Source organism: Mucilaginibacter endophyticus (genome assembly GCF_003351025.1).
Taxonomy (GTDB): domain Bacteria; phylum Bacteroidota; class Bacteroidia; order Sphingobacteriales; family Sphingobacteriaceae; genus Mucilaginibacter; species Mucilaginibacter endophyticus.
The window spans coordinates 302,556-315,356 of sequence record NZ_QPCG01000007.1; the positions used below are offsets into that span (position 1 = coordinate 302,556).

Genomic DNA, 12,801 nt, shown 5'->3' on the forward strand with positions numbered 1-12,801 from the left:
ACGCAGCAAACAAGAAGCAGAAAAATGCATACTTTTGTACGGTTTTGGGTTTCAGTAAAGTTTGTTTAGTCAGATAAGTCAAATGAGGTTGGCCCAAACTATCGCCGGACAGTGTTGCAACCACTTTCCGGTTTTTTGTTGTGCTACCATTGCACTGGCGGCCTCGCCACCCTGGTGTGTATCCTGTAGAGTAGTTATTTTACGATAATCTTTCTCCCTTCTATTTTAAAGTTAACACCCGAAAATTCAAGTATTTTTAAAGCCTTGGCAGCAGTAAGGCTGCGTGGAAATGTTCCGGTAAAAACATCATCATCGGGTAACTTACCCGTATATTCAATATCCACATCGTACCAGCGGCTTATTTGGCGCATTACGGTTTTAATATCTGCATCATTAAAATGGAATTTGCCGTTTTTCCATGCAGTTATTTCATCTATATCGGCCACCGCACTTACTTTGATGGGCGCATTAGTTTCGCTATTACCGATGGCAGATTGCTGGCCTGGTTTAAGCACGGCCGATAGCGTACCCTTAGCTACTTTTACCGATCCTTCAAGCAGGGTTGTTTTAAGTGTAGTTTCATCGCTGTAAGCGTTCACGTCAAAATGGGTTCCCAGTACTTCAATAGTTTGCCCGGCCGATGATACGTGAAATGGCATAGCCTTATTTTTTGCTACTTCAAAATAAGCCTCGCCGGTTAATTCAACATTACGTTCCTTGCCGGTAAATGCTGTTGGGAATTTTAATGATGATGCCGCATTAAGCCAAACCTGCGTACCATCGGGCAAAACCACATTGTATTGACCGCCCCGCGGAGTGGTAACTGTATTGTAGGTTAGTTCAGAAGTAATAGAACCAAGGGCTGATGAAAGGTACGCCAGCATGCCGCTGCCTGTTTTCTGAACAACAGTTCTTCCCTGTGTTGCCAGTTTGCCGTTTTTAGTATCATCAAGTATAAGTTTGGATCCATCAGCCAGGGTAAGGATGGCTTTGTTGCTGCCCGGAGCTATGTCATTTTTAGCTATGGCGTTGTTTTGCTTTACAATTGAATGTTGCTTGTAATAATAAAAGGTAATGCTAATGGATAGCAGCACAGCGGCCGCTATCCACTTTACATAGGTAAGCAAAATGACCTTGTTATTTTGGGCGGGGTATTGGTTTGATTTAGAAGTGCCAATGTAGGTTTGCAGCTTGTTAAAAGTACCCTGCTTTATTTCTTCAAGCTCATTATTACTCTTGGAAAGTTCGGCACCGTTTAAGGATTCATACCAATTTTCAATAAGTATGCGTTCTTCGGGAGTGGCAGCCCCCGAGTTATACTTTGAAATCAATATTTTTAACTTTTGCTCTTCCACAATATGTTGTTTATATGCATATTCGTTTGGAAAGCTAAAAGTACTATACGATTTTACAATTTATTTGAAAAAAGTTAATGATGAAGTAATAAAGGTATATAGTAAACTATGAAACCAACAGTTGCTATTGGCGAATTGTAGTCTTTAAGGCATAAACGCAGCCTTCCATAGGCGTTTTGTAATTGATTTTTTACTGTTTGTTCAGATATGCCTAATTTTTCGGCTATTTCACGGATAGAAAAATTGTACTCTTTCTTTAAAAGGTAAATTTCCTTCATCCGTTCAGGCATTTTTGTTACCTCTCCGGCAATTACTGCTTCTAATTCCTGGTTTAATAAGAGATTTTCCGACGACTGATCAAACGGACTATCGGTAATAACAGCCGATTGAGTATATCTTAAATGAATCTCAGATTTTTCAAATTCGCGTAGTGTTTTATTGCGAAGTGTGCCATATAAGAACGGACGAATCTCTTGCGGATCGCCCAAATTATCAAGGTTATCCCATAGTACCATGAAAGCTTCCTGCACCAGGTCTTTTGAAACATCCTCGGCCTGGGTTTTGCGGTAAGCATGGCGGTAAAGCTCGTTCCAGTACTCGTTGAAGGCTGTTTCAAACACCTGAATCTTTTCCGACCAAACAACAGCAAGCTTATCGTAAGTACTACCCCGCATTAAAAATCAATTAGTTTTTTAAAGATACAAAAATATCTAAAAAGTATATTGACGAGCAGCAGTCGTTAGTAATGAAGGTCAGCACAAAGGATATTTCCAGTTATACGAACTTTCTATTGATAAAATGCCTTGACAAATCATCAAAAAAATAATAGTGGCAAAAAAGCACAATTGTTTGAATAATCACTTGTGGTGCGAAAAGATCAAAAATGATTCTGACAATTATTATATTTATGTTATTGATTACAACTGAAAGGATTGCTAAAGCATAACAAGTTATTGGATCGGTAAAAAAAATATCGTCACAAAACTGTGAATTAACATGCACAGCGAAATGGTCGATTGCAATTAGTAACCAGTTGTCAATTATATACGCTTAAATCTGATAAAAACATGAACCTCCTGGAGGAAGCCTTTAGATTATTTGACGAATACAATTTACGTGATCCGCGTTCTATCAACTGGAATAACGCGGTATATCCCCAGGAATACGCGTATGCACTATTGCTTATCAGTGCATATTATCCTTACAGCCTAATGCAACCGAAGAGCTTTTGCTGGCGTCACGCAGTCAGCATATCGGTCGTTGGGAAATCCCAAGAGAGAGTTATCCTGAGGGGCGGGAGCATTATTTAAAATGGCGGAAAGACCTGGCACAACATCATGCATCCGTTTCCGGTTTCCTGATGGAGCAAGCCGGATATAGTGAAGCTAAAATAGCCCGTGTTCAGGAAATCATTTTAAAGAAAAAGATAAAGCAGGACCTGGAAGTGCAGGTCATGGAAAATGCCTTGTGCCTCATTTTTCTTGAATATCAGTATGAAGAGCTGCGCATGAAATACATAGATGATCCTGAAAAAATGACCAATATTCTTTATAAGTCACTACTGAAGATGGATGCGCACGGTCATTCGGCCGCGTTGTTAATCAAATTTAGTGATGATGGTCTGGCTCTGGTACAAAAAGCTATTGAGCGGATTAAGCAACCGAAGGTCAATTGATTAGAAACGCCGCCGACAGATGACCTTAATGCTGCTAATTTATACTAATCAGCATATTATGTGGTATGGTTTTGATTGAATTAAAGCTTAATATATTTTACGAGTGTTTTATTCAATCGGTTTAATTCAATAGAAAGCCCGCGAGACTACAGGCTTTCTATTGAATTAAGAATGTTTTGCACCGGTATGATTTTTATTGACCTTGAGCAATTACAATTCAGAGATCAGTTCAGAAATTCGATTAGATATCCCAACCTCATTATCATACCAGGCAACAACCTTGATAAGTTTTCCGATGGCTTTGGTCATTGTGCCGTCGACAATAGAGGAGTGCGGGTTGCCTAATATATCAGAAGATACAAACGGCTCTTCGGTATATTGCATAATACCTTTAAGTGAACTTTCGGCATAGTGCTTTAATAGTGCATTGATCTCCGTTACCGTAACTTCCTTTTGCAGGTTAATAGAAAGGTCAACAATAGAACCATCAATAACCGGAACCCTGTATGAATAGCCATCCAGTTTCCCTTTAAGGTTTGGCAATACATCTCCAATTGCTTTTGCTGCACCGGTTGTTGTTGGAATAATGTTATAGGCAGCAGCACGCGCACGACGCAGATCTCTGTGAGGCGCATCCTGCAGGTTTTGATCGGCGGTGAAAGCGTGTACAGTAACCATATAGCCCGATTCAATACCATATTCCTTGTCCAGTACATGCAATACTGGCGCTATACTGCCGGTAGTACAAGAAGCGGTTGAATAAATTTGATCGTTCCCAATCAAATCGTTGTTTACACCGTGTACAATGGTTTTAACACCTCCGGTTGCAGGCGCGGTGATTAAAACCTTTTTTGCACCGGCTTTAAGATGAGATTCTGCTGATTTCTTATCCGTAAATCTCCCGGTCGATTCGATAACGGCATCGATCTCCAGTTCACTCCATGGCAATTTTTCCGGATCTTTTTCGCTCAACAGTTTAATACGCTTTGCTCCAACAATAATGTAATCGCCATCCGCGCTTATCTCTCCCGAAAAACGGCTATGAGCTGTATCATATTTCAATAAGTGTACGAGTGTTCCGATATCTGTAAGATCGTTGATGGCAACAACTTCTATATTTGTTTTATCCTGTAAAGCACGCAGGGTCATTCTGCCGATCCTGCCAAATCCATTAATGGCGATTTTCATATTGTTAAAATTTATTTTGTTAAAAAAGTAAAGACGTGAGTTACCCGTTGCGCCGATTTCATGGAAATTGCACAGTCAATATTCTGTTTTGAATAGTTATATGATGTCAGTTAATCTGGCTTCTGATGCCATCAGGCTTTCGATACCTGAATCCCGGAGCGATGTCCGGAAGGCCCTGCGATAATCAGATGGGGTTGTATTTAAGTGTCTCAAGAAAATCCGGCGCATGGACACCAAACCACCCAATCCGCATAACTCTGCAATTCTTTCAATTGGTGTGTCAGAATCTTCCAGATATTTTCGTGCAGCCTCAATCCGTAGTTTTTCAACGAACTTAGCCGGTGGCATCCCCGTTTCACGGTGGAATACACGGGTGAAATTACGGGTACTCATATTCATCTGTTCAGCAATCTGGTTGACTTCCATTTTTTCATTCAAATGGCCGGCTATCCAATTCTGTGTCCTTTGACCAATGTGCTCTCGCTCATAAATAGGCAACAGGCTGCCAAATTGCGATTGAAAACCCGGTCGGCTTAAATAGAAAACCAACTTACGGGCTACGCTGATGGCGATATCCTTATTGTAATCCTGTTCTACCAGTGCCAGTGCCAGATCAATTCCAGATGAAACGCCAGCCGATGTATAAACATGGCCATCTCTGGTAAAAAAAGGATTGGCATTAACTTCAATATCCGGGTAGGCTCTACTAAGCCTTTCGCTTGCCTGCCAATGCGTGGTTGCTTTTCGCCCGTTTAATATCCCTGCTTTTGCTAAAACAAATGAGCCGCCGCAAATCGAAGCTATACGGCGCGTGTTATACTCGTTTCGGGTAGCCAACCAATCATAAAACTCGTTTAAACCCGGCTGGCTGGCTTCTCTGGAATCATTTCCGGCTATGATCAGTGTATCTATGGAGCCTTGAATGTCGGCTACACATAGCTCGCAATTTATGCTCATTCTGGCAGCGGTATTCAGTTTTTTGTTTGAAGTAGGAGCTACTACTTTAACGTCATAACCATCCAGGATATCATAGTTTTCGAGGTATCTGTCGGCGTTAATAAATACGTCGGCAGGGCCAGAAAAGTTAAGCAACATGTTGCCTGTCATGGCTACAATGATGATCAATTTTTTATCCGGTTGTCCATTAGCTTCTTCCATGTTCAAATTTAGAAAAATTGGAATTTGTCTGAAAGGACATAAATTATACAATTTAGGCCATGATGTAAAAACACATCTTAATGGTTAGCAGTGATGCCCGTCTTCAAAAATTAAGTTTCGCCAACTTACGAGGGTTAAAGAAATGATTCAGTGGCCCGCAGCCTTCGCCGGTTTTTATATTCTGACCTTCTTTGATGGCTATATTAACGTAAATACCGGCCGAAGCAATAGCTTCTGTTATTGATTGCCCCCGTGCTGTATAAGCCGCGATAGCCGAAGCCAGCGTACAACCGGTTCCATGTGTATTTAAGGAGTTTATAAAAGAGTAGGCAAAAGTCTCTCTTTTACCTTGTTGATCAGCGTACACATTATAGAGTTCAGCCCCATTTAAGTGGCCGCCTTTTACGAGAACGCTTTGGCAACCTAAGTTTAATAATGTTTCTGCCGCGTCCATCATATCATCAACATTGCCAACCTGTTTGCCGGTTAGTTGAGTTGTTTCATTCAGATTTGGGGTGAGCAGGGTAACCATCGGAAAAAGTAGATCTTTCATGGCAAGCAGTGCTTCGTTATTGGTCAGTTGTTTCCCGCTGCTTGAGCTGATAACAGGGTCGAGGATAATGGGTACCGGTTCGTGCTTTTTTAATGTATCGGCAACCGCCTGTACAGTCTCCGCATTGGGCAGCATCCCGATCTTTACTGCCGAAGGCCGGATATCACTCATTACCGCGTTGATCTGATTTTTTACCATTGCCGGCGGAACAACATGTATATCAGTTATCCCCAGCGTATTTTGCGCGGTGATAGCAGTAATGGCAGATGTACCATTACAACCCAGGGCGGCAAACGTCTTCAGATCGGCCTGGATGCCCGCGCCACCGCCGCTATCGGAGCCGGCAATGGTCAATACCGAACAATATTGATAATACTGCATATCGCGTTCTATAAATTAAATGCACTAATGCCCCCTTGTAAACTGAAAGCCTCTCTGCCTGAAAATGATCGGGTTTGCTGAGCAGCAATTTTACTGCGTTGTCCTGTCTGGCAGATGAATACCAGTTTTTTACCGGTTGGAAAACTATCAGCGTGTTCTTTCAATTCGTAAAGCGGGATATTTACCCCGCCTATATTTTCATCGTCAAATTCATAGTCTTCCCGCACATCAACCATGTAAATTTCGTCGGGTGTTTCCCTCAGCCATTGTTTGACGGTGTAGGCATCGACCTCGTTTATAACTTTATTACCTTCCATCGGCAGAGTTACGTTGACCGGAAGTTGTGGTGCTGCAGTAGCTATTTTGAAAATACTAATGCTATTATCAAGCGCATTCAGGGTTAGCAATTTACCTGATAATAGCTCGCCCATGCCACATATCAATTTAATAGCCTCGTTGGCCATATAAGTACCTATCATGCCGGGTAGCACACCGATAACGCCAATTTCGGCACAGTTGGGTACTTCATTTTCCGGTGGCGCTTCGGGAAATATATCGCGATAATTGGGGCCGCCCTTATGATTAAATACAGATACCTGCCCCTCAAATTTGAGTATCGAGCCAAATACCAGTGGTTTACCGAGGATTGCGCAAGTATCGTTTACCAGGTAGCGGGTGGTAAAGTTATCGGAGCCATCTATTACTACATCAAAATTGCTTATCAATTGCTGCGCATTGGCAGCGGTAACCCTTTCGGTATAAGTCATCAGCTCTGCAAAAGGGTTAAGCTGATGTAGTTTTTGCTTGGCTATCAATGCTTTCGACTGGCCAATATCAGCAGCAGAATATAATATTTGCCGGTGCAGATTGCTGATGTCAACCACGTCATCGTCTACAATACCAATGGTGCCTGCACCTGCCGCTACAAGGTACTGCAAAATAGGGCAACCTAAACCGCCGGCACCTATCATCAACACACGTGCAGCTTTTAATTTTTCCTGCCCATGCAAACCCAGTTCCGGCAATATCATTTGACGGTTATATCGTTTCAGTTCTTCGCGTTTCAACATATCCTTAGGTTAAACAGCTATCCCAATCTTTCCAAACCGCTTCATAGCCCTGTTGGGCAATTATCTTCGCAATTTCGGCGGGACTGCGTTCGTCCGAGATTTCGAATTGCTCCAATGATTCGGGTTCCACCGCGTACCCACCCGGATTGGTTTTTGAACCGGCACTTATAGAGGTAATGCCCAGTTTGATTATATTATTGCGAAAGTTAGCAGATTCTCGGGTGGATATCGAAAGCTCAACCTCCTCATTAAACAAACGGTAAGCACAAATCAGTTGCACCAGTTCACGGTCATTCATTTCCACCTTTGGTTCAAGGCCGCCGCTAAAAGGCCTCAATCGTGGAAACGAAAGACTATATTTAGTTTGCCAATATTTTTTTTCGAGGTAGTTAAGGTGCATCGCGGTAAAAAAACAATCGGTACGCCAGTCTTCCAAACCTATTAATACGCCCAGCCCCATTTTATGGATCCCGGCCTGGCCCAGACGGTCGGGAGTTTCAACACGGTATTTAAAATTTGATTTTTTGCCTTTGGGGTGGTGTTTTTTGTAATCTTCTTTATGATAGGTTTCCTGGTATACCAGCACGGTGTTAAGGCCGTAGGGTGTTAGTTGCTGATAGTCTTCAAGGTCCATTGGCTGCACCTCCATTGAGATATGTGCAAAATGCGGCCTGATTAATTCGAGTACTTTTTTGAAATAATCAACATGCACATTCACATTGTCTTCGCCCGTTACCAATAACACATGTTCGTAGCCCATTTCCTTGATAACAGCCACCTCCTGCATTATTTCCATTGGCGAAAGCGTTTTGCGTTTCACCTTATTATCATAGCTGAAACCGCAATAGGTGCAAATGTTGCTGCATTCGTTGGATAGATAAAGCGGCACATACATCTGTAGCACCTTACCAAATCGTTTTAAGGTTAAGCGCTGGCTGATCTGGGCCATTTGCTCCAGGTAGGGGGCTGCTGCGGGCGATACGAGGGCCTTAAAATCCTCTAATGTTCTTTTCTCGGCGGCCAGGGCACGCTCCACATCTGCGCTGGTTTTAGCGTAGATGCTGGCCTTGGTATCGTCCCAGTTATAGGTTTCAAAAATGTCGTTAAAACTACTCATCTAAAAATGAAGTTAGTGGACTACTTGCCATGGCATACGATACCGGTTGCGCCAGTTTGGCTTCAAAAGCCATGCGGCCGGCTTCAACGGCCAGTTTAAACGCTTCGGCCATTTGCACAGGATTACTTGATACCGCGATAGCGGTATTTACCAGTACCGCGTCAGCGCCTATCTCAAGCGCTTTGGCAGCATCCGATGGAGCGCCTATACCCGCATCAACGATAACAGGTACAGTGCTTTGGCTGATGATGATCTCTAAAAAGTCGATGGTTTTAAGTCCCTTATTACTGCCAATGGGCGAACCTAAAGGCATTACGGCCGCGGTACCCGCGTCCTCAAGTCTTTTACATAACACGGGATCGGCATGGATGTAGGGTAGCACCACAAAACCCATTTTCGCCAGTTCTTCGGTAGCCTTTAGGGTTTCAATCGGGTCGGGCATCAGGTATTTGGGATCGGGATGGATCTCCAGTTTAATCCAGTTGGTTTCGAGTGCTTCCCGGGCAAGTTGGGCTGCAAACACAGCCTCTTTGGCATTACGTACGCCTGAAGTATTAGGCAGCAGATTGATATGCGGGTATTTTAAGCGCAACAGCAAATCGTCGTTGTCGTTATGTTTTACGTCAACACGTTTCAGGGCCACGGTTACCAGTTGGGAACCAGAGGCCAGCAAAGCCTCCTCCATCATGGCAGGTGAATTAAATTTGCCGGTACCTGTAAATAAGCGCGACTGAAAGATTCTATCAGCAATGGTTAACATAGGCGTTGTTTTAGACTTCGTTAAACGAAGGTTGATTTAAATGATGGTATAATTCCGAAACCACTTGCCCGGCATCCGCGGCATGAGTGATGGCGCCGGATAGCGCTACGCCATGTACGCCGGTTTGCATGATAGGCAGTATATCGGCAGGCACAATACCACCTATAGCAATTACAGGGATAGTCATATTCGCAAGACGCATCTGAGCCATAATATCCCAATAGCCCCGCAAGCCCAAAATAGGGCTCAGCTTTTGCTTGGTAGTTGTAAAGCGGTAGGGGCCAAGGCCGATATAATCGGCGCCCTCGGTTACGCGCTGTTGTATATGTTCAAAGGTATTAGCCGTACCACCGATAATCATATCCGGACCAACAATCTGCCGGGCTTGTTGTATGGGCGTGTCCTGTAAACCGAGGTGCAACCCATGCGCACCCGCTTTTAGGGCAATTTCGGGGTGGTCGTTTACGATTAACTTGGCGCCATATTCATCGCAAAGCTTAACGGCCTCGATAGCGTATTGCAGAATGATATCTTCGGGCTGATCTTTAACCCTCAACTGGATCCATTTGCAGCCCGCATCCAAAGCCGCTTTGATAGCACTAAGGTGTGTGCCGTTTTGTGGCTGTTGAGAGATATAGTGTAGTTTATCGATCATGAATTTAATTCTTCAGTTACTTGTTTAATTTTTATAAAATTTGAAACAGCTTGTTCCGGATCTTGCCAGATAGCGCCCAATACAGCCGCTCCGTCGAAATTCATTTCTTTTATCTGTTTGAGATTGGACTCATCTAGGCCACCAAGGGCGAACACTTTTGGCAAGGGCATACTTTTATTCAAACGAAAACCTGCAGGCAAAATGCTTTGATAACCGGGCTTAGATATGCTGTTAAATACAGGACTTAAAAAAACATATTCAAAGCCTTGCAACGTGGGTATAACACCAACATCATGTATGGAGCTGCTTAACCGGTAACCCTCGTTAACTAGGTTGCCTAATTTCGATTGATCGTTTTTGATGCGGTCACTTTCGGTATAATGTAAATAATCCATTCCAAAAACTTTTGCCAGCTCATGATGCTGATGACAAACAATAGCATGATGGTGCGACGGATCTATCTGTGTCAGCAAATCGGTACACCGATTGATATCCCAACCCGGTTTGCGCAGATGTAAACGTTGTAATCCGGCCCCAAACAAGTGGCTGATGATTTGTGCTTCATTCGCAACCACATCAGGGGCCGATATCACGATCAGTTGCATTACAGATATATTTCGCTGCCTTTTTCGGTAAACTCTCTTGATTTTTGCTCCATGCCCCTGGTTAACGCGTCGGCCTCGTTAACACCGTTTTCTTTGGCAAAATCACGTACATCCTGGGTTATCTTCATCGAGCAGAAGTTTGGCCCGCACATCGAGCAAAAGTGCGCGATCTTGGCGCCCTCGGCAGGCAAGGTTTCATCGTGAAATTCTTTAGCCGTATCCGGATCTAATGAAAGGTTAAACTGATCTTCCCACCTGAACTCGAACCTTGCTTTGCTCAACGCATTGTCGCGGTACTGCGCGCCGGGGTGCCCCTTGGCTAAATCGGCCGCGTGGGCAGCAATTTTGTATGTGATAACACCATCCTTAACATCCTTTTTATTGGGCAAACCCAAATGCTCTTTAGGAGTAACATAGCACAACATAGCGGTGCCAAACCAGCCGATCATGGCAGCTCCGATGGCCGAAGTAATGTGATCGTAACCTGGGGCAATATCGGTAGTTAGCGGCCCTAAAGTGTAAAATGGCGCTTCCGAACAATGTTTCAGTTGCTTCTCCATGTTCTCTTTAATGAGATGCATAGGCACGTGGCCAGGGCCTTCAATAATGGTTTGTACATCGTGCTTCCAGGCTATTTTGGTCAGTTCGCCCAGGGTTTCCAGCTCGCCAAACTGCGCGGCATCATTGGCATCGGCAATACAGCCGGGACGCAAACCATCACCCAGTGAGAACGCAACATCGTAAGCTTTCATGATCTCACATATGTCTTCAAAATGCGTGTAAAGGAAGTTTTCTTTATGATGCGCCAGGCACCATTTGGCCATGATCGAGCCTCCGCGCGATACAATGCCGGTGATGCGCTTGGCAGTTAAGGGCACATAGCGCAGCAAAACGCCCGCGTGAATGGTGAAATAGTCGACACCCTGCTCGGCTTGTTCTATCAACGTATCCCGGAACAGTTCCCAGGTCAGGTCTTCGGCTTTGCCGTTCACTTTTTCAAGCGCCTGGTAAATAGGCACGGTACCAATGGGTACAGGCGTGTTGCGGATGATCCATTCACGGGTTTCATGGATGTTTTTGCCGGTCGAGAGGTCCATAATGGTATCGGCGCCCCAACGGCATGCCCAAACGGCTTTTTCTACTTCCTCTTCAATACTTGAGGTAACGGCCGAGTTGCCAATGTTGGCATTGATCTTAACCAAAAAATTACGCCCGATGATCATCGGTTCGCTTTCGGGGTGGTTAATGTTTGATGGGATAACGGCACGACCGGCGGCAACCTCCTGCCTTACAAACTCGGGAGTAATGTAGCCTTTAGGCGTATTTGCGCCAAAGCTATGGCCCTGGTGTTGCTGGCTCATTACATCATATTGTCCGTTCAGTTGTTCTTTTAACAGATCGATACGCTGGTTTTCACGTATGGCGATATATTCCATTTCGGGAGTGATAATGCCCTTTTTTGCGTAATGCAATTGCGATACATTCATACCCGCTTTGGCACGCAATGGTTTGCTGTGATAAGCAAAACGTAAGTGGTCTAAACCTGCATCATGTAAACGTTCGCGCCCGTATGCCGACGATATACCGTCTAATTGGTCGACATCGCCACGCGAAGTGATCCATTCTTCACGCAGACGGGGCAACCCTTTTTTAACGTCGATTTGTTGGTTAGGGTCGGTATAAGGACCGCTGGTATCGTAAACTGTTACCGGGGCATTGGGCTCGGTTTCGCCAAAACGGCCATGTAGTTTGGTGTCGCTCAGGCTTATTTCGCGCATGGCTACGTTGATATCATGCAATTGTCCTTTAACGTATATCTTTCGCGATGCCGGAAAAGGTGTTTGGGTGATTGCTTGTGCTGTAGGTGTTCTTTCTGTTTTCATAAAGGCTATTTGTTGTTTATCCTCCTTGGGTGGCTTTAATGATGATGATCTTATCTCCCGCGTTGAGCATACAGTTTTCCCATTGAGTTTTGGGAATAATAGCTTCGTTGATAGCAATGGCGAGCCCCTGGTGCGGGTGCTGCAAAACATCAGCGAGTAAAGCCTGCACATTGCAATTATCAGGCACAATAAGATGTTGTTGATTAACGGTGACTTCCATTACGTTGCATTAAAAAAAATCAACAATAGGAATGTACCCGTACAAGGAAAGAAAAACAACACGAATAGCGTTGTCGTCACTTTTCCCTTCGCCAGCATTACCCGGATCAGGTTCAAAGGGTATTATCTCAGTCCGTCAGGACACCCCTAAAGTTGGCATAAAGGTAAAGCAATTAAATATT

At 44.1% G+C, this 12,801-nt stretch carries 13 protein-coding genes and 1 riboswitch; of the genes, 1 reads left to right on the top strand and 12 read right to left on the bottom strand.

Annotation, left to right across the window (positions count from 1 at the left end; all coding sequences use genetic code 11):
* Positions 1-194 precede the first annotated feature (194 nt).
* Together DUL71_RS25770 and DUL71_RS25775 are read right to left on the bottom strand one after the other, a co-directional pair.
* Positions 195-1,355 carry a FecR family protein gene (locus DUL71_RS25770; protein ID WP_114940738.1) on the bottom strand — a complete coding sequence of 387 codons (1,161 nt, stop codon included), beginning with the start codon at positions 1,353-1,355 and terminating at the stop codon, positions 195-197.
* A gap of 74 nt (positions 1,356-1,429) precedes the next feature.
* On the bottom strand, positions 1,430-2,029 hold the full coding sequence (locus DUL71_RS25775; protein WP_114940739.1) for an RNA polymerase sigma factor: 600 nt from the start codon (positions 2,027-2,029) through the stop codon (positions 1,430-1,432).
* A gap of 554 nt (positions 2,030-2,583) precedes the next feature.
* On the opposite strand from DUL71_RS25775, the gene DUL71_RS25780 reads away from it, so the two are divergent.
* Positions 2,584-3,030 (top strand): DUF4202 domain-containing protein, encoded by a 447-nt coding sequence (locus tag DUL71_RS25780; RefSeq protein WP_244228836.1) that lies wholly within the window; start codon positions 2,584-2,586, stop codon positions 3,028-3,030.
* A gap of 210 nt (positions 3,031-3,240) precedes the next feature.
* On the opposite strand, the gene gap is transcribed toward DUL71_RS25780, so the two are convergent.
* The 10 genes from gap to thiS all read right to left on the bottom strand — a co-directional run bounded on the left by gap (position 3,241) and on the right by thiS (position 12,620).
* A complete protein-coding gene (gene gap, locus DUL71_RS25785; RefSeq protein WP_114940740.1) occupies positions 3,241-4,218 on the bottom strand; it encodes a type I glyceraldehyde-3-phosphate dehydrogenase in 978 nt (325 codons plus the stop codon).
* A 96-nt stretch (positions 4,219-4,314) separates the two neighbouring features.
* Positions 4,315-5,376 carry a GlxA family transcriptional regulator gene (locus DUL71_RS25790; RefSeq protein ID WP_114940741.1) on the bottom strand — a complete coding sequence of 354 codons (1,062 nt, stop codon included), beginning with the start codon at positions 5,374-5,376 and terminating at the stop codon, positions 4,315-4,317.
* A gap of 103 nt (positions 5,377-5,479) precedes the next feature.
* Positions 5,480-6,310 (bottom strand): bifunctional hydroxymethylpyrimidine kinase/phosphomethylpyrimidine kinase, encoded by an 831-nt coding sequence (gene thiD, locus DUL71_RS25795; protein ID WP_114940742.1) that lies wholly within the window; start codon positions 6,308-6,310, stop codon positions 5,480-5,482.
* 8 nt (positions 6,311-6,318) lie between these two features.
* Positions 6,319-7,380: a HesA/MoeB/ThiF family protein gene (moeB, locus tag DUL71_RS25800; protein ID WP_114940743.1), complete on the bottom strand. Its 1,062-nt coding sequence runs from the start codon at positions 7,378-7,380 to the stop codon at positions 6,319-6,321.
* A 4-nt stretch (positions 7,381-7,384) separates the two neighbouring features.
* Positions 7,385-8,497 (bottom strand): 2-iminoacetate synthase ThiH, encoded by a 1,113-nt coding sequence (gene thiH / locus DUL71_RS25805; RefSeq protein WP_114940744.1) that lies wholly within the window; start codon positions 8,495-8,497, stop codon positions 7,385-7,387.
* A complete protein-coding gene (locus tag DUL71_RS25810; protein ID WP_114940745.1) occupies positions 8,490-9,257 on the bottom strand; it encodes a thiazole synthase in 768 nt (255 codons plus the stop codon). Before DUL71_RS25810 ends, thiH begins: the two co-directional genes overlap by 8 nt.
* A 10-nt stretch (positions 9,258-9,267) precedes the next feature.
* Complete coding sequence (locus DUL71_RS25815; RefSeq protein WP_114940746.1) at positions 9,268-9,912, bottom strand: thiamine phosphate synthase; 645 nt, start codon at positions 9,910-9,912, stop codon at positions 9,268-9,270.
* Complete coding sequence (locus tag DUL71_RS25820; protein WP_114940747.1) at positions 9,909-10,517, bottom strand: thiamine phosphate synthase; 609 nt, start codon at positions 10,515-10,517, stop codon at positions 9,909-9,911. Before DUL71_RS25820 ends, DUL71_RS25815 begins: the two co-directional genes overlap by 4 nt.
* Positions 10,517-12,400: a phosphomethylpyrimidine synthase ThiC gene (thiC, locus tag DUL71_RS25825; RefSeq protein ID WP_114940748.1), complete on the bottom strand. Its 1,884-nt coding sequence runs from the start codon at positions 12,398-12,400 to the stop codon at positions 10,517-10,519. The genes DUL71_RS25820 and thiC overlap by 1 nt, the downstream gene beginning before the upstream one ends.
* A 16-nt stretch (positions 12,401-12,416) precedes the next feature.
* Positions 12,417-12,620 (bottom strand): sulfur carrier protein ThiS, encoded by a 204-nt coding sequence (gene thiS, locus DUL71_RS25830; RefSeq protein ID WP_114940749.1) that lies wholly within the window; start codon positions 12,618-12,620, stop codon positions 12,417-12,419.
* Between the two features lie 66 nt (positions 12,621-12,686).
* Positions 12,687-12,778, bottom strand: a riboswitch (TPP riboswitch).
* Positions 12,779-12,801 lie beyond the last annotated feature (23 nt).

Coding starts and splice junctions, on each gene's coding strand:
- DUL71_RS25815 (WP_114940746.1), bottom strand. CDS start 9,912: ATGATCGATAAACTACACTATATCTCTCAACAGCCACAAAACGGCACA.
- DUL71_RS25790 (WP_114940741.1), bottom strand. CDS start 5,376: ATGGAAGAAGCTAATGGACAACCGGATAAAAAATTGATCATCATTGTA.
- DUL71_RS25810 (WP_114940745.1), bottom strand. CDS start 9,257: ATGTTAACCATTGCTGATAGAATCTTTCAGTCGCGCTTATTTACAGGT.
- thiD (WP_114940742.1), bottom strand. CDS start 6,310: ATGCAGTATTATCAATATTGTTCGGTATTGACCATTGCCGGCTCCGAT.
- DUL71_RS25820 (WP_114940747.1), bottom strand. CDS start 10,517: ATGCAACTGATCGTGATATCGGCCCCTGATGTGGTTGCGAATGAAGCA.
- thiC (WP_114940748.1), bottom strand. CDS start 12,400: ATGAAAACAGAAAGAACACCTACAGCACAAGCAATCACCCAAACACCT.
- gap (WP_114940740.1), bottom strand. CDS start 4,218: ATGAAAATCGCCATTAATGGATTTGGCAGGATCGGCAGAATGACCCTG.
- thiH (WP_114940744.1), bottom strand. CDS start 8,497: ATGAGTAGTTTTAACGACATTTTTGAAACCTATAACTGGGACGATACC.
- moeB (WP_114940743.1), bottom strand. CDS start 7,380: ATGTTGAAACGCGAAGAACTGAAACGATATAACCGTCAAATGATATTG.
- thiS (WP_114940749.1), bottom strand. CDS start 12,620: ATGGAAGTCACCGTTAATCAACAACATCTTATTGTGCCTGATAATTGC.
- DUL71_RS25775 (WP_114940739.1), bottom strand. CDS start 2,029: ATGCGGGGTAGTACTTACGATAAGCTTGCTGTTGTTTGGTCGGAAAAG.